The sequence below is a fragment of the Martinezella sp. CNPSo 3795 genome (assembly GCF_057784475.1).
This window is the reverse complement of sequence record NZ_JBXSOQ010000010.1, coordinates 130581-146779: the sequence shown is the minus strand read 5'-3', so window position 1 is coordinate 146779 and position 16199 is coordinate 130581. Positions and strand designations below refer to the sequence as shown.

The 16199-nt window shown below is 59.8% G+C and carries 14 protein-coding genes; 2 read left to right on the top strand and 12 right to left on the bottom strand.

The features are described from left to right. Positions 1 to 6 precede the first annotated feature (6 nt). Positions 7 to 1359, bottom strand: a complete 1353-nt coding sequence (locus tag AC13QY_RS24495; RefSeq protein ID WP_488494058.1) for a four-carbon acid sugar kinase family protein — start codon at positions 1357 to 1359, stop codon at positions 7 to 9. Positions 1360 to 1505: 146 nt separating this feature from the next. Here AC13QY_RS24495 and AC13QY_RS24490 point away from each other — a divergent pair, with 146 nt between their 5' ends. Continuing rightward, positions 1506 to 2300, top strand: coding sequence for an SDR family NAD(P)-dependent oxidoreductase (locus tag AC13QY_RS24490; RefSeq protein ID WP_028754333.1), 795 nt, complete (start codon positions 1506 to 1508; stop codon positions 2298 to 2300). A 103-nt stretch (positions 2301 to 2403) separates the two neighbouring features. Next, positions 2404 to 3105, top strand: a complete 702-nt coding sequence (locus tag AC13QY_RS24485; RefSeq protein WP_028754332.1) for a FadR/GntR family transcriptional regulator — start codon at positions 2404 to 2406, stop codon at positions 3103 to 3105. 202 nt (positions 3106 to 3307) lie between these two features. Here AC13QY_RS24485 and derI read toward each other — a convergent pair whose 3' ends face one another. The 11 genes from derI to AC13QY_RS24430 form a co-directional block, all read right to left on the bottom strand. Continuing rightward, complete coding sequence (derI, locus tag AC13QY_RS24480; protein WP_028754331.1) at positions 3308 to 3772, bottom strand: D-erythrulose-4-phosphate isomerase; 465 nt, start codon at positions 3770 to 3772, stop codon at positions 3308 to 3310. A gap of 11 nt (positions 3773 to 3783) precedes the next feature. Further along, a complete protein-coding gene (locus AC13QY_RS24475; protein WP_488494057.1) occupies positions 3784 to 4551 on the bottom strand; it encodes a triose-phosphate isomerase in 768 nt (255 codons plus the stop codon). A 43-nt stretch (positions 4552 to 4594) separates the two neighbouring features. Beyond that, entirely contained in the window at positions 4595 to 5644 is a 1050-nt protein-coding gene (gene fba / locus AC13QY_RS24470) for a class II fructose-bisphosphate aldolase (protein ID WP_488494056.1), read from the bottom strand. A 6-nt stretch (positions 5645 to 5650) separates the two neighbouring features. Continuing rightward, positions 5651 to 6673, bottom strand: a complete 1023-nt coding sequence (locus AC13QY_RS24465; RefSeq protein WP_488494055.1) for a class 1 fructose-bisphosphatase — start codon at positions 6671 to 6673, stop codon at positions 5651 to 5653. Beyond that, complete coding sequence (gene tkt, locus AC13QY_RS24460) at positions 6670 to 8616, bottom strand: transketolase (RefSeq protein ID WP_488494116.1); 1947 nt, start codon at positions 8614 to 8616, stop codon at positions 6670 to 6672. Before tkt ends, AC13QY_RS24465 begins: the two co-directional genes overlap by 4 nt. Before the next feature lie 537 nt (positions 8617 to 9153). After that, the gene (locus AC13QY_RS24455; protein ID WP_488494054.1) at positions 9154 to 10101 is read right to left on the bottom strand and encodes a LysR substrate-binding domain-containing protein; all 948 of its coding nucleotides are present in this window, start codon (positions 10099 to 10101) and stop codon (positions 9154 to 9156) included. A gap of 52 nt (positions 10102 to 10153) precedes the next feature. After that, positions 10154 to 11770 (bottom strand): ribulokinase, encoded by a 1617-nt coding sequence (locus tag AC13QY_RS24450; protein ID WP_488494053.1) that lies wholly within the window; start codon positions 11768 to 11770, stop codon positions 10154 to 10156. 2 nt (positions 11771 to 11772) lie between these two features. Then, positions 11773 to 12492 (bottom strand): L-ribulose-5-phosphate 4-epimerase AraD, encoded by a 720-nt coding sequence (araD, locus tag AC13QY_RS24445; protein WP_488494052.1) that lies wholly within the window; start codon positions 12490 to 12492, stop codon positions 11773 to 11775. Between the two features lie 3 nt (positions 12493 to 12495). Next, positions 12496 to 13470, bottom strand: coding sequence for an ABC transporter permease (locus tag AC13QY_RS24440; RefSeq protein ID WP_488494051.1), 975 nt, complete (start codon positions 13468 to 13470; stop codon positions 12496 to 12498). Next, entirely contained in the window at positions 13463 to 14998 is a 1536-nt protein-coding gene (locus tag AC13QY_RS24435; RefSeq protein WP_488494050.1) for a sugar ABC transporter ATP-binding protein, read from the bottom strand. Before AC13QY_RS24435 ends, AC13QY_RS24440 begins: the two co-directional genes overlap by 8 nt. Before the next feature lie 52 nt (positions 14999 to 15050). Further along, a complete protein-coding gene (locus AC13QY_RS24430; RefSeq protein WP_162718328.1) occupies positions 15051 to 16127 on the bottom strand; it encodes a sugar ABC transporter substrate-binding protein in 1077 nt (358 codons plus the stop codon). Positions 16128 to 16199: the final 72 nt, after the last annotated feature.

Genomic DNA, 16199 nt, shown 5'->3' with positions numbered 1-16199 from the left:
CGATCCTTATGCTGCCACTGAACCCACAGTGCCCGCCTTGGCGCGCAGAAAGAAGTCATCGCCACCAACCTGCCCACCCTTCAGCATGACTTCGAGGCCATCGACCTCGGCATCTCCTGGCGCTTCCAGACGGCAGACATGGCAATTCTGAACTTCATCGAAAACTGCGATCTCGAGCGCTTCCGCTCCGACTGTCCGCACCGCGTAGCTCGAACTGTCCCCGCCGGAAAAAACGATGCGGGGCAAGGAAATGACGCGGCGCACGGCCCGAACAACGTCGCAGTAGATGGCTCCCAAACGTTCCGCCGGCACATCGCCACCGGTCACGCGGCCCGACTCTCCGCGGGCCGTGTAGATGATTGTGGGGCGGCCACGATCAAGGCCTTCGATCGCCTTTAGAGCGGCCTCTCGAGCAACAGCCGCAGCCTGGTCGTCTGACTCTATCTTGGAAACATCCAAGTGGACCATCTTCCAGCCCGCAGCTTCCGCCGCCGCGATCTGGCGTCCAGTCTGAAGGGCGCAGCTGCCGGATAACACCAAAAGATTTTCGACCCCGGTGATTTCGGTCTTCACCGGCATGGACGAAGATAGCAACCCCGAACGGGCCCAAAGCGCTCCAAGTTGTTGCGCAAGGCCTTGAGCTGCAAGCGCAAACATAGGGAGCTTGGGACACCGCGCCCAAAGCAAATCGGCGACAGCAGCGAGATCAGTGTTTTCGAGGCCATCGAAAATGACCCCTGCCCCCTCTTGGAAAGCCTTAAACACGCGGTCTTCCATGGCTGAACGGTTCCGGATCATGGGCAGCGTGACATTGATGAATTCCCTGTCCGTCTGCCCGGCCAGATGTTTGCGCAAATCGGCCTCGTGCATCGGCGTCCTGGGATGGCACGACATGCTTGGGTGACGGTCAAGCCGCTCAATCCGGTCGGCGAAGCGCGCGAAATGGTTTCCGAAACATGTGTAGCGCCCGAAGTCCGGAGTAGCGGCCAGGACCGAAACGTCCCTTTTCCCGAAGTGGGCCGCGGCGCGCTCCAGGACGGCACCGTAGCTTCCAACGGTCGGGGACGAGTCGAACGTCGAGCAGATCTTGTATTGAATGAACGGACTATCGAGGGTGCGCATGATCGAAAAGGCGCTGTCGAGTTCCTCATCGAGGTCGACTCCCGACAATGCCCGCGCGGTGCCGGCGAAACCAAGAACGTCATAGGCTCGAGAATCCGCGGCCGCTTTCGCCACGGAAGGACGCGCCAGATACAACTTGCCCTTCACACCGCTCCGATGGAACTGCGCCAGATTTTCGGACGAGCCCGTGAAGTCGTCGCCGTAAAACACGGCCTTGAGCCTACCACCTGATGGCATCGAATTCTCCCAATCTCCCGGCCGAGGATATCTGCCTCCATACTTCGGCCGTGCTCCACTCTTGACAATACTAATAGAAGCGGCTCATAACCCTGTCAAGGTCATACCTTATACCTTATACCTCATCTCAAGAATTGGAGGACAAAATGAGACTGTCTGGGCGTACTGCGGTGGTGACCGGCGCCGGCCGAGGCATTGGACTTGCAATCGCTGAAGCTTACGTTCGCGAAGGCGCGAACGTCGTCATCGTCGACCGCGATCGGGAGGTTGCTAACGAGGCCGCGGTCCGGCTTGGCGACCGGGCGCTGGCCGTCCGCGCCGATATTTCGGTCGATGAAGACGTCGAGGCTATCGTTAAGGAAGCAGTCGGCCGGTTCGGTACAGTCGAGATACTCGTTAATAACGCAGGCGTGGGCGCGACCACCTTGTTCCTTGAAAGCTCGAGGGAGGAATTCGAGCGTGTTGTCCGGATCAATCTGACGGGGACATTTCTCGTAGCGCAGGCTTTCGCGCGGATCATGGCGGCCAAGGGCTACGGGAGAATCATCAACATCGCTTCCTTGTCCGGTCAAAAGGGCGGGGTCGGCCGTTCCGCTTATGGCGCCTCCAAGGCAGGCGTCGAGCTCCTCACGAAGGTGATGGCGGTCGAACTCGCCGAATCGGGTATCAACGTCAACAACATCGCCCCCGGCCCGATATTAACCGAGGTGTCGAAGGTCATGCATACGGTCGAGACTCGTGAAGCCTATCATCGACTTGTTCCGCAACGCCGTTACGGCGAGCCGTCGGAAATCGCCGACGCCGCGGTGTTCCTGGCGAGCGACGAGGCTGCCTATATCACGGGCCACACGCTGAACGTCGACGGCGGCTTCTTGGCCGCTGGCCTCATGTTCCCATTCGATCCAAAGGCCTCGAAGCGACTGGGACAGATCAGCGAATAACTTCGATAAGTGGCCAGTTCCACCGTTCGGCATTTGTCGCAAAACGCAAAACGCGGTATGACCTCGTACCTTCCTCAATTTTCTGATTGGAGCGTGACTAGGAATGCTGTCTGTTGATCCCAAAAAAATCCCAAGCAGGTTGGACATTGCGCTCGACTATATCACGGGCGAAATTGCCAAAGGAAACCTTGGGCCCGGCGACAAACTTCCCAATGAAAAGGAGCTGGCTCAGTTGCTCGGCATCAGCCGTACTCCGATTAGGGAGGCGATCAAGACACTTGCCGTGTCGGGTCTCGTCGAGACCCGACACGGCTTTGGCAACTATATCCGGAAAGACGAAGGCCTTCCGGCAATGCCGCTTGCGATGTTCCAGCTCTATCTTCAGAGTTCGACGCCCGAAATGCTGATGGAACTGCGGTTCGTGTTCGACCGCAACTGTTCGGAACTCGCCTCGTTGCGGCGCACAGACGAAGATCTTGCCATCATGAGGGAGTGCATCGACCGGCTGAAGAGACTGTCGGATGATCCGAACTCCCCGATCGAAGAACTGCTCAAGGCCGACCTCGACTTTCATCGAGCCATATACAAGGCTGCGGGAAATCCGTTGATCGCCGTGGTTGCGGATTTCGTGCTGAACATGGTCGCACCATGGGTCCAAAAATCGCTTGAGGTCAGTGGCAAGTGGCGGGCTGTCGGGCTTCATGAACACATGTTCGAAATGATCCGCGACAGAAAGACCGGCGACCTTAGCCGCGAGAGCGTCGAGGAGAACATGGAGCACTTCCGCACGTCGTTGCTGAAATGACGGGGGTTCCTTGATCTTCCTAGTGTGATTAGAGATGCCTTGTTTTCGGTCCTGGGCGTAATATCACAGCGGACTGTTTAACCGAGGCGGCCGCTGAGCCTCGATGCGGAGGCGCACGGCCCGCCCCATTCCCAGGCGGGCCAGGACTATCAGCGATCAGGGCGTGCCAGCCGGGTCGATCTGCGCCTATCCGACTAGCGGCTTAGGTCGGTGCGCCGGGATGATACTTGCTGTCCAGATCGTTGATCGCCCTGACGTTGCCCGCTGATTGGCCACGTTCGTCGAACGTTTTGCCCAGGAACATCTCGGCGATCGCCTTGGCATGCTCCGATCCTATCACACGGGCGCCCATCGTGATGATCTGCGCGTTATTTGAAAGGGCAGCGCGCTCGGCGGAGTAGGTGTCGTGCGTCAGAGCGGCCCGGATGCCCGGGACCTTGTTTGCTGCGATGCAGACGCCGATTCCGGTTCCGCAAACGAGAATCGCCTTGTCATACGTGCCATCGAGAACGCCCGAGGCCACGCGTTCGGACAGATTGGCATAAAAAGCATCTGGGCCCGCATCGGTCCGGGACACTTCATACACGTCGAAGCGGCCTTTCAGGTGTTCGGCCAAAACCTTGGCGAGACCTTCGCCAGCGCTGTCTCCTGCAACGGCTACCTTCATGTTCTTTCTCCTTAGAGTTTGGCGGCGCATTTCTGAAGAATGTCGAGGTATCCCTCGACGCTCCACGCCGAACGGCCAATGAAAAGCCCGTCTATGTGCGGACTCGAGATCAGTTCTTCGCAATTCTCGGGATTGACCGAACCGCCATAGAGACACGGGATTTTTCGGCCAATCACCTGCGCGGCGACGGCGACAATTTCGCCCTGACGCGCGTCAGCGTAATCAGCGGTTGCCGGAACGCCTTTCTCGCCGATGGCCCAGACGGGCTCATACGCAAGGAGGATCTCGGCATCCTTCTGCGGAGCGGTCAGCTTCGAAAGCGCTCCACGCACCTGCGTCGCCAAAATCTCGGCCGCGTTTCCGCTGTCGCGGTCTTTTAGCGTCTCACCTATGCAGATGAGCGGAATGAGACCGTGCCGGACGGCGGCTTCTGTCTTCAGAGCCACTGTTTCATCAGTCTCGCCGAAATGTTCACGCCGCTCAGAGTGGCCGAGTTCGACCAGATCGAGCTTGCAGTCCTTCAGCATCAGCGGCGAGACTTCGCCCGTCCAGGCGCCCCGTTCGGCCCAATGCATATTCTGCGCGCCAACCTTCACGGATGTTCCCGCGAGCATCGCCTTAACCTCGCGAAGAACTGTAAAAGCCGGAATGACGAAGCGCTGGATGCGTGGATGATCCGTCGAGCTTGCCTTGAGATCGCGCACAAAATGCTCGGCATCGGTGAGTGTCTTGTTCATCTTCCAGCTGGTGCCAATCCAGATGCGTTTCTTCTCGGTCATGTCCCGCTTCACCGCGTTTCCATTTCAGTTGAGGTTGCCCGACCTATAGAAACCCAGCCCGATACCGCTTCGCCATCTCTGCCAGTGGGATGACGCGGATGGAGCTCGCGCGTCCGGCTGTTCCAAAGGCCTCGAATCTTTCGCGACAAAGCTTCGAAAGCGCCGTCATCGCGGGCTTCAGGTACCTGCGGGGATCAAATTCAGTCGGATCTTCGGCCAGCACTTTGCGCACCTGCCCGGTCATGGCCATGCGGCAATCCGTGTCGATGTTGACTTTTCGCACGCCGTGCCGGATTCCCCGCAGGATTTCCTCGAGCGGCACGCCCCAGGTCGGCCTCATCTGGCCGCCGAACCGATTGAAGATTTCCTGCAATTCCTCCGGCACGCTTGAAGAACCGTGCATGACGAGATGCGTATTGGGCAGCTTCCGATGGATCGCTTCGATAACATCCATTGCGAGGACATCTCCGTCCGGGCGACGTGAGAACTTGTAGGCGCCGTGGCTGGTTCCCATCGCGACGGCAAGCGCGTCAACTTTCGTCTCGTTGACGAATTTCGCAGCCTCGTCCGGATCGGTCAGAAGCTGATGTGGATCCAGCTTGCCTTCAACGCCGTGACCATCTTCGGCCTCGCCCATACCGGTCTCCAGCGAGCCTAGGACGCCAAGCTCCCCTTCCACCGAGACGCCTGCCCAATGAGCGATATCGCTGACGTCTTTCGTGACCTTGACGTTATAGTCCCAATCCGCCGGCGTCTTTCCGTCCGCGCGGATCGACCCGTCCATCATCACTGACGTAAAGCCATGTTGGATTGCAGTGACGCAGGTGCTGGGTTCATTCCCGTGGTCGAGATGGACGCACACCGGAATATGCGGGTAGATCTCCGTCACCGCATCCATCATGTGGTTGAGCATGATGTCGTTGACGTAGGCCCGCGCCCCACGGCTCGCTTGCAGAATGACAGGGGAATCCGTGTCATCGGCCGCTTCCATAATGGCAAGCGCCTGCTCCATATTGTTGATGTTGAACGCCGGGACGCCGTAGCCTTGTTCTGCCGCGTCGTCCAACAGTTGGCGAAGAGTAATCCTAGCCATGAAATCTCACTCGCTGGTTGGATTGGAATTGAGATAGGTTGCGATCAATTCGACCTCGGTCGCCGAACCGAAGACCAGCGGCGTGCGGCAATGGTGGGAAGTAGGGACCTTGTCGAGTATCGCTGAAGTGCCATCCGTCGCCAGCCCTCCCGCCTGCTCCATCAGGAACGCGATGGGGTTTGCCTCGTAAACCAGGCGAAGCCGCCCATTTTGGTACCCCGGTCGCTTGTCGGCGGCGTAGAAAAATACACCACCCCTGATCAGGATCCGGTGAAGCTCGCCGACTGCCGATCCAAGCCAACGCATGTTGAAATCGCGGCCACGCGCTCCGTCCTTGCCAGCCAAACAATCCTGAAGATACAGCCTCATACCCGGTTGAAGGTGGCGTTCGTTGGAAGCGTTATATGCAAGCTCCGATGTCTCCCAAGGTACTTGGACGTGTCTTCTCACGATCAGGAATTCGCCGGTTTGCGGATGCATCGTTGCCAGCAGCACGCCCTCTCCTACCGAGAAGCCCAGATCCACCGTGTTGCCGAAGGACACATAACCGGCGGCGGTCTGTCGCTTTCCAGGGACCAGAAAAGGGTCTTCCGCTTCGCTAAGTGGAATGATCGAGAAGATCGTCCCGACGGGTGTACCCAATCCGACGTTTCCCGAACCGTCGATCGGATCGATCGCCACGGCGAAACGCTGGCCCTTAAACAGAAGCGGCGCTTCCGCCTCCTCCGACAGGACCTGCGCGGCCCCTGCTCGTTCCAGAATCTCGATAAACAATTCGTGCGACGAGACATCGATGGCCTTTTGCGCATCACCGTCGGAATTGGATCCCACCAGGCGCGCAGGATCGCCCTCGAGGGAGCCCGCAGCGATGCGGTCGGACAAAAGGCAGGCAGCATCCAAGACACCATTGATCAACGCCGCCACGCCCTGGCGGGCCGTGTCCAGACCGACCCAGGTCGAGAGGTACGCATCAACCGACCCGTACAAGACTTGGGCTTGGTTGTTCGCGAGAGTCACCTGCGCACTCATTCGTCACCCCTCACCCTTGCGACGGCGCGAGCGACGATCGCGTCACAAGTGATCCCGAACTTTTCGTACAACGTCTCCGCCGGCGCGGAAGCCCCGAAGCCGGACATCCCGATCACGTCGTCTTCACTGTCGACATACCTCGTCCAGCCGAACTTCGAGAGCGCCTCTACGGCGATGCGTGGTGCTTCCCCCAGGACCGCGTTCCGGTAGTCCTTGGCCTGGCGTTCGAAGAGGTCCCAGCTCGGCATCGACACAACTGCGGCCGGAATGTTTCTCGTCTCCAGCTCTTCGGCAGCCTTGATCGCAAGCGCCACCTCCGTACCGGTGGCGATGAGTGTGACCGCACGCTCGCGACTTGCTTCCCGGAGCACATAGGCTCCCCGGGCGCAGCGATTGGCCCCATCACGCTCCGAGCGGAGCTGAGGGACATTCTGTCGCGACAGCGCCAGAACGGACGGGGTGTTCTTGCTGGTTATCGCAAGATCCCAGCATTCGAGCGTTTCGATCGTGTCCGCGGGCCGGAACACGTGCAAGTTCGGCATGGCCCTGAGACTTGCGAGATGCTCGACGGGCTGGTGGGTCGGACCGTCTTCGCCGAGACCGATAGAGTCATGCGTCATCACGAAGATGGAGCGGACGCCCATCAGGGCCGCCACGCGAATGGCGTTGCGGCAGTAGTCCGAGAATACGAGGAAAGTGCCGCCATATGGGATGAAGCCGCCGTGAACCGCCATGCCGTTCATCGCGGCGGCCATGGCGAACTCCCTCACACCATAGCTGACATAACGCCCGCTTCCCGTAGCGGTGAAATCGCTGTCGACGGCGGGAACACGGGTCAAGTTGGAGTGGGTGAGGTCCGCCGAGCCGCCGATCATTTCGGGAAGCAACTCCGTCAGCGTCTCCAGCGCAATCTGGCTCGCCTTGCGGGTCGCCACCGATTGCGGTTTGTCGAGCAGCTTCGCCTTGGAGGCGCTCACCGCGTCCGTGTATTGCGGCGGCAACGAGCCGGTGGCGCGACGCTGAAACTCGTCTTTGACATCCGCTTCCGTTGCTTCGAGCCGTGCCTCCCACTCCTTGCGAGCCGTCGCACCCTTTCCACCGATCGCGCGCCATGTTTCCAGGATTTGGGTGGGAATCTCAAAAGCATCTGCCGTCCAGCCGTAGACTGCCTTTGTCGCGGCGGCTTCGCTCGCTCCCAACGGCGCGCCGTGCACCGAGCTGGTTCCTGCCTTCGAGGGCGAGCCGTATCCGATGATGGTTTTCAGAGCGATAAGGGACGGTCGCGATGCTTCCGCTTTAGCGTTCGAGATCGCCGCGTCGATCGCTTCAGGGTCATGACCATCAACGCGTTGCGTGTGCCATCCGTATGCGGCGAATCTCGCGAGCACATCTTCCGAAAAAGCGATGGCAGTTGAGCCGTCGATTGTGATGGAGTTGTCGTCGTAGAGCACGACCAGCTTGCCGAGCTGAAGATGACCCGCCAGCGAGGCGGCTTCCTGACCGACGCCTTCCATGAGGCATCCGTCTCCGCAGAAGACGTAGGTATGGTGATCGACAAGTGCGGCGCCGAATTCAGTTGAAAGGCGTCGTTCCGCTATCGCCATTCCGACTGCGGAGGCGATTCCCTGCCCCAATGGGCCCGTCGTCGTCTCGACGCCGGCTGTGTGGCCGTATTCCGGGTGGCCCGGTGTTTTAGAGCCCCATTGGCGGAAATTGCGAATCTCCTCAATGCTTAAGTCTTCATAACCGGTGAGGTGCAGAAGGCTGTAAAGCAACATTGAGCCGTGACCATTCGACAAAACGAACCGATCTCGGTCTGGCCACCTGGGTTCGCTTGCGTCGAATTTGAGGTGCCTGCCGAAAAGGACGGCCGCCGCATCCGCCATACCCATCGGCATACCGGGGTGACCGGATTTTGCCGCCTCAACCCCGTCGATCGACAGGACACGGATGGCGTTCGCGAGATCACGGATTGAAACTGCTGCTGACAAGTCTTCCTCCCTTTTAACCGATCCTATTGTGGCGCACTTCGCGGAAAATCACAACAGAGAATCACAAAAGAACATCTATTTTGTTATCTTGTGATAATTCGTAACGCATTACCTTTTGAACGCACAGGCTCTTTCGCTCGCAACCAGGTGGCGGTAACGGTCAGCCAGCGTGGTTCGCGCCTTTGGTCAGAAAATCGGAGATGCACGTGAATTTAGATCGAGCAGAAGAAGCATTTCCGCCGGCGATCTCTGCACCCAAACGAGGTGCCGGTAGCCCCGTGGTACAGGGTCGCTTTTCAGGGCATCCAAGGCTCGAAGGAGCACGCTGGCAACCCATTCTGCAGGCTGGCTCCCGCAAGCTCTTGTTCTGCAAAACCAAACGATCGCTCATCTGGACGGCTACAGCCAAGGTCCCTTTGTCAAATGGAGGCAGGTCTTCAATCATCGCTTCGAACATCTTGAAGGGTTCCCAGCTCATCCACAGTCCTCTCACGCCATACGACGGCGGCCATCGTTTGACGATTTGCTTTGAATGATCTCGACTACCTGTCTGTCATCAGTCCAGACCGTCTCTAGCCAGGCCTTGAACGCGCTGATCTTCGGCGAACGGAGCCGAGACCTAACGTAGGTGAGGCTGTGGCAGCCCATATTGGGTCCCGTCATGCCGAATGGCAGAACCAGATTGCCCTTCTCGACGTCGCGCTCAAGCAGGCGGTAGCTCTCGAGGCAGACCCCTCTGCCCTCCACAGCCGCCGCGATCGACATGAACGCGTCACGGAACCGCGGGCCGCGCGTAAGGTCAATTTCGAGATTGTGGTCCTTGGCCCACTGGTGCCAGCTGTATAGTGTCTGCTCCGATCGGATTAAAGCTTGGCCCAGAAGATCGGACGGCTTTCGGATGGCCTTCTCCCCCGATGCGATTTCCGGCGAACACGCGACTACGATCGTCTCTAGGGGAAACTCTTCCGCAGCGATCGAGCCGAGCTTGGGAACGCTGCCGAAGCAAATGTCGACGTCGACCGAACCGTCGTTCAGCTTGGCCGGATCCGACGATGAGAGCAACCTTGTCTCGATGTTCGGGTAGAGTTCCTCGAACATCGGCAGGCGCGGCATCAACCAGAGCGATGCGAGGCTCGGAACGCATCCCACACTGAGAACGTCGACGCTGTTGCGTCTCGACACCTCGTTCGTCGCGTGCTCAATAATCGAGAGCGCTTCCGCAAGGTCGCGATAGTATCGCTCGCCGATATCCGTGAGCGACACGTTGCGTCCGATACGGTGGAACAGCTTCTCTCCGAGGTCCTCCTCCATAAGGCGAATCTGGTGACTGATCGCCGAGGGGGTGAGTTGGAGCTGCGCCGCCGCCTCTAGGAACGAACCCAAGCGGCTGGCTGTTACGAACGACTGGATCGCGCGTATCGAGGGAAGCGCCGTCATGAGGTCTTCCAGTCCCGGACGCGCGCCCCGCCCGACTGCGCAAATGCGTTCGTCATAGTGAGGCTACCTTCCGCTGCGCCCGCTGTCCGAAGTCGGAACGCACCTCCTCGCCTGCCGCAATGCGTTTGATATCGCCGAGGACCTCGGAGAAGTTGCTTCGGCCAGAGGTGCCGAATCCCATGTAGACCTGCTTGTAGAGCTGGTAGAGCATCTCATAGCGCTCGCGAGTCGCCGGATCCGGGTCGAACCTCTTGAAGCCGACGCACATGGCCGCTTGAGCCGTCTCGATGCTTCCGTGGTCCTTCGATGCAAGGCTTGCGAAGATACCTGATCCCAGTCCGGTTGGCAGGCCGTCGGGCACAAGGATCGGCTTGCCGAGCACGTTGGCGTAGATCTGATTGAGCAAGGCGTTCTTCTGCGGCACGCCGCCGGCGTTGATGACCCGGTTGACGGGAACGCCGTGCTGTTCCATCCGCTCGAGAATGATACGCGTGTGGAACGCCGTTCCTTCGATCGCAGCATAGAGCTCGTCCTGTGCAGTATGCCCCAGGTGCCAGCCGATCGTCATGCCTCCAAGATCAGATCTGACCAGAACGGTGCGATCACCATTATCCCAGGAAAACCGCATGAGGCCCGTCTTTCCGCCCTCAATCCTCGCCAGGCCCTCGGACAGTTTTGAGACCGTCGTTGATGCGCGGCGAGCAATAGCGTCGAAAATGTCTCCCGTCGCGGATAGTCCAGCCTCGACGCCGACCAGGTCCGGATGGGCGCTTCCCGGCACTACGCCGCAAACTCCCGGAATCAGCTTGACGCGTTCGCTCACCGCGATGATGCAGGTCGAGGTCCCGATCACGTTCACGACATCGCCCAAACGGCAGCCTGCTCCAATTGCGTCCCAGTGCGCATCGAAGGCTCCGACCGGGACCGGAATTCCCGCGGTCAATCCGAGCTTCTCCGCCCATTCGAGGCTCAGGCGGCCGGCAACCTTGGCAGAAGTCTGGTAGGTCCCACCGATCTTCTCCCGAACTCCATCGAAAAGCGGATCGACGCGTGAAAGGAACGCCTGGGAAGGCAGCCCGCCCCACTTCGGGTTCCACATCCACTTATGGCCCATCGCGCACACGCTTCGAACGACCGCGGAGCTGTCCGTGACACCTGTCAAGACGGCGGCAGCCATGTCGCAATGTTCCATCGCGGTGCCGAAACGGTCGCGGAGTCCGGGATTGTGCCGGAGCCAATGGAGAAGCTTGGCGAATCCCCACTCATGCGAGTAGGTGCCCCCGCACCATTCTATGGCTTCGAGATGGGTCTCGTGCGCGGTCGCCGTGATTTCCTCGGCCTCGGCCTTGGCTCGGTGGTCGCACCAAAGATAGTAATCGCTGAGCGGATTTAGATTCCGATCGACAGGGATCACCGATGACCCTGTCGTGTCGACAGCAATCGAGCGCACCGTCGTCGAATCGATCCCGCACTCGACAGACACGCGCCGCATGGCCTGGACCAGAGCGTCCATATGGTCGGCATGCGATTGCGTCGCTAGGTCGGGCTCGGAGCGGGATCTGCCGAGCGGATATTCTGCGATGGCGGTGCCTAGAGGGCCTCGCTCCGTATCGGCGAGCGTTACGCGGACGCTCAGCGTGCCAAAATCAACACCAGCTACAATCGACATCGTCATACCTGCTTTGATCGCGCGGGCTGGCCGTACGTGGCCGACTTTCCGTGCTTTCGTTGGAAATGCCGATCGAGGAGTGCCGCCGAAATTTCGAGACTCTCCTGGTTGATCTGGCGTGAATGGAACGCGATCCTGGCGACCGCCTCCAGCATCTCGGCGTTGTGGACCGCATCGGCTGCGTCGACACCCCAGCAAAACGGGCCATGATCGTTGACCAGCGCCGCGGGAATCGCGAGCGGATCATTGTTGCCGAGTGCTTCGGCGATCACCCTCCCGGTGTTCCGGACGTAGTCGTCGCGGATCTCGGCGTCCGTCAGTTGCCGGGTCACCGGGATGGTGCCGTTGAAGTAGTCGGCATGGGTGGTACCCATCGCCGGGATCGCACGGCCGGACTGGGCCCAGGCCGTGGCGTAGAAGGAATGAGTGTGAACGACCGCGCCAATGGCCTTGAAGCTCTTGTAGAGCTCGATGTGGGTGTCGAGGTCGCTCGACGGGCGCATGTCGCCGTCGATGATGGTGCCATCCAGGTCGGTGACAACGATGTCACCAGCGTTCATCGCCTTATAGGAGACGCCGCTTGGCTTGATGGCGACGATGCCGTTGTGGCGATCGATGGCGCTGACATTTCCGAACGTGGAAATGACGAGCCCGCTTTCATAGAGTTCGAAGTTGGCGTCGAGGACGGCCTTGCGCAGTGCGGAATACTTCACGTTCGCCACCTCTTAAGCCTTCCGGCTGCGGTTGAAGCGGTCGGCTGCGACGGCAACGAGAATGATGGTGCCGATCACGATCTGGTGCCAGAAGGTGTTGACGTTCAGCAAGTTGAGGGCGTTGCGAACGACAGCCATCAGAACGGCGCCGACGACTGTTCCGAAGAGCGTCGCGCGACCGCCGGACAGCCCGGTGCCACCGATGACGACCGCTGCGATAACGTCCAGCTCGTAGCCTTGTCCTGCCTCCGGCATCGCCGATTCCAGACGGGAGGTCAGCATGATCCCGGCGAAGGCGGAGAGCGCCCCGGCCAGCACGTAGACTGCGATCTTGATCCTGTCCGTGGGGATACCCACGAGCCGCGCCGCATCGGGGTTGCTGCCGATCGACAGAACGAAGCGGCCGAAACGGGTGTAGTAGAGAAGATAGTAGGCCCCAACGAACACGATGGCGGTTAGAATTACAGGGATTGGAATGCCCGCGAGATAGCTCTGGCCGATGGCGCGGAAGGCTGGATCCGAGGCGCCCGTGATCGGGATGCCCTGTGTGTAAACCATGACGACGCCGCGACTGACGACCATGATCGCCATCGTCGCTATGAAGTCAGTAATCCCTACCTTGGTGATCAAAAAGCCGTTGACGAGGCCGATGAACGCACCGAGCGCGAGGCCTGCCAAGCAGGCGACGGGAACGGGGTATCCGAGAACGAGAACATTGGCGGTGACAAGCCCGGTCAGCGCGAGCGTCGAGCCGACGGAGAGGTCAATGCCCCGCATGCCGATGACGAAAGTCGCACCGAAAGCAATGACGGCGATGGGAACTGCCTGCCGCAGGACGTCAGTCATGTTGCCGAAGGTGAAGAAACGGGGAGCCGCGAAACCCAGCCCGATCAGAAGAATGACGAATGCGACGTAGACACCAGCGTTGCCGCTGGCGCGGCCGATCTTGAAGCCTAGCCGTGGACGAGTGACTGCAACTTCAGCCATTGATGCCTCCCATGGTGTTCAGGGTTTCCGGCGGCCTGACCGAATGCAGGGCCAACGTCTCTTCCTTGGACGTGGCGGCATCGACCACCGTGGTGATTTTGCCTTCGAACATCACCGCCACGCGGTGACACAGTCCGAGGAGTTCTGCGTTGTCCGCCGAGACGACGATTACGGAGCAACCGTCTTTGGCAGCGGCCTGAACCAGTGTGTAGACCTCGGATTTTGCTCGGACGTCGACACCTCTGGTCGGCTCTTCGAGGAGCAGGACCTTCGGCTGGGTCAGGAGCCATCGGGCGAGCATGACCTTCTGCTGGTTGCCGCCGCTGAGCGACGCGATCTCCGCCTGCGGGCCGTCGCATTTGACGCCCAGCTTGGAGATGTAGTCTCCGGCAATCTCTCTCTCGCGGGCCAGCTTCAGTGTGACTTTGCCGAGGACACCGAGGTTTGCGATAGACAGATTCCAGCCCACGGAATGCTCGGGGAAGATCCCTTCCACCTTGCGCTCGGCGGGCAGGAAAGCAAACCGTTCCCTGATCGCGTCGGTGACGTCGACGATGCGGGCATCCTTGCCGTCGATCACAACAGTCCCGCTGTCGTAGGGCCGCTGGCCGAAAAGGGACCGTAGCAGAGCGCTCTTGCCCGAGCCCTCCAGCCCCGCGATGCCGAAGATCTCGCCCTTCGAGAGCGAGAAGGAGATATCCTCGAAGGCTCCGGCCCTCGAGAGGCCCCGTAACTCCAGAGAGGGTTCGGACCTCGCAGGGACACGGGGAGGAAACTGTTTGGACAGCGATCCGCCAATCATGGCGCTGACGACTTTGTCGACGTCGAGATCTGCGACCGGGAGGTCGGCGACAGTGCGCCCATCCCGCAAAACCATCACCCGGCTGCAGATGCCGAGTAGTTCCTTGATGCGGTGCGAAACATAGATGACCGCCTTACCAGCAGCCTGAAGGCGCTTGATGGTGGCGAAAAGTTGCTTGCGCTCGACTTCCTCGAGAGCCTCCGTTGGCTCGTCCATGATGATGATGTCGGCGTTGGTGCTGATTGCCTTGGCGATTTCCACCATCTGGCGGTCTGATAGGCTGAGTTCTCCCACCGGACGGTCGACGGGTACGTCGACACCGAGTTCGTCGAACAGGATGCGGCGTGCTTCCTTGCGCATGCGGGCGTGCGCCAACGGAGCAAGCACGAAATCGCTGGTGCGCAGTTCCCGGCCCGCGAAAATGTTCTGGGCAGCATCGAAATCGGGGAACAGACTGAGTTCCTGGTAGATGATGGCAATGCCAGCGTCTGCTCCGGCCTTCGGATCAGCGAGCTCGACAGCCTTGCCACGCACCGAGATCGTACCGCCATCGCGACAATATGCTCCGGCAAGGATTTTCATGAGCGTGCTCTTCCCCGCTCCATTTTCACCGACCAGGCCGAGCACTTCACCCGCGCTTATGGCGAGGTCGATATCGCGCAGCGCGACCGTGTTGCCGAAGCGCTTGCCGATACCCTTCATTTCAAGCAGCGGATTGTGGGTCATCTCTAAGATCCTCGGAGTGAGTGCGGCCCCCGGCGTGGGGGCCGCGTCGTGATCACATCTTCTGCTGGGGGACGTAGACGTAGTCACTCTGGTCGAACGTCTTGATGTTCTTGGCATCGTAGGTCTTGGGAGCGACGAAGATCTTCTTCGGCAGCGGATGACCCTTCATCAAAAACTCGTCGACGGCACGGATGATGTTCCTGCCTTCTTCCTTGGCCCCCGTATCGACCGTCGCCGCGAAGTCGCCCGTCAGGATCGCGTCGTTGGCCTCCTTCATGTTCTCGTAGCCCACGATCGCGACCTTGCCGTTCAGGCCCTTGGCCTTGAGTGCCTGCAGTCCGCCGAGTGCCATCTCGTCATAGAGAGCGACAAGCACTTGGATGTCCGGATTGGCCGTGAACATGTTTTCGGTCACCGAAAGGCCCTGGGCGCGCACCCAGCCCGCTGGCTGCTGAGCCACGATTTTGAAGTTCGGATGCTTCGAGATGATCTCGTTGAAGCCCTTCATGCGCTGGCTCGTGTGGGGACCGGGTAGGCCTTCGAGGATGCCTACCTTCACTTCCTTGTCGCCATAGGTGTCGACGAGCCACTGGGCCTGCGCGCGGCCGCCGTCCGACTGGTCGTAGCCGATGTCGCTGACATAATACGGGTTGTCGGCGACCGGGGAGTTGAACAGGAAAATCGGGATGCCCGCTTCCGTCGCGCGACGGATGGACGGCAGGAGAGCGCCTTCGTTGTATAGCGCGACCGCTATGGCATCGACACCATCGTTGATCCAAGCCTCCATGGTTCTAATCTGGTCATCCGTGGCCGACTGACTGCTCGGAGCCTGAACGAGCAGATCGATCGTGTCCGCGCCGCCGCGCTTGTCGATCTCTTCCTTCACGCCTGCAAGAACGCGCTGATAGTAGGTGTCCATAGCGGTCGGAAGGAAGCCAACCTTCAGAGGGCGGTTGTCCTTTTTGACCGGCTTCATTTCCTGACCTGTCGGCTTGATATCCTTGTTCATCAAGATCCCGGGAAACACTGCATTGTAGTCGGGATCCTGCGCGAACGCAGGGCTGAAGCTGACGGTCGCCATCAGGCTGAGAGCGGCGGCAAGCACGGTACGTCGTTTGAAAATTGTCACGAGGTTCCTCCCTTGTTGTGACAAGACACACTCCTCCTGTCCGCGGGACGATCCCGCGGAGGAATTCATTGA

What these genes read in the sequence shown, in the direction of transcription:
- AC13QY_RS24495 (WP_488494058.1), bottom strand. Translation starts at nt 1,359, where the DNA reads ATGCCATCAGGTGGTAGGCTCAAGGCCGTGTTTTACGGCGACGACTTC.
- AC13QY_RS24490 (WP_028754333.1), top strand. Translation starts at nt 1,506, where the DNA reads ATGAGACTGTCTGGGCGTACTGCGGTGGTGACCGGCGCCGGCCGAGGC.
- AC13QY_RS24485 (WP_028754332.1), top strand. Translation starts at nt 2,404, where the DNA reads ATGCTGTCTGTTGATCCCAAAAAAATCCCAAGCAGGTTGGACATTGCG.
- derI (WP_028754331.1), bottom strand. Translation starts at nt 3,772, where the DNA reads ATGAAGGTAGCCGTTGCAGGAGACAGCGCTGGCGAAGGTCTCGCCAAG.
- AC13QY_RS24475 (WP_488494057.1), bottom strand. Translation starts at nt 4,551, where the DNA reads ATGACCGAGAAGAAACGCATCTGGATTGGCACCAGCTGGAAGATGAAC.
- fba (WP_488494056.1), bottom strand. Translation starts at nt 5,644, where the DNA reads ATGGCTAGGATTACTCTTCGCCAACTGTTGGACGACGCGGCAGAACAA.
- AC13QY_RS24465 (WP_488494055.1), bottom strand. Translation starts at nt 6,673, where the DNA reads ATGAGTGCGCAGGTGACTCTCGCGAACAACCAAGCCCAAGTCTTGTAC.
- AC13QY_RS24455 (WP_488494054.1), bottom strand. Translation starts at nt 10,101, where the DNA reads ATGACGGCGCTTCCCTCGATACGCGCGATCCAGTCGTTCGTAACAGCC.
- AC13QY_RS24450 (WP_488494053.1), bottom strand. Translation starts at nt 11,770, where the DNA reads ATGTCGATTGTAGCTGGTGTTGATTTTGGCACGCTGAGCGTCCGCGTA.
- AC13QY_RS24440 (WP_488494051.1), bottom strand. Translation starts at nt 13,470, where the DNA reads ATGGCTGAAGTTGCAGTCACTCGTCCACGGCTAGGCTTCAAGATCGGC.
- AC13QY_RS24435 (WP_488494050.1), bottom strand. Translation starts at nt 14,998, where the DNA reads ATGACCCACAATCCGCTGCTTGAAATGAAGGGTATCGGCAAGCGCTTC.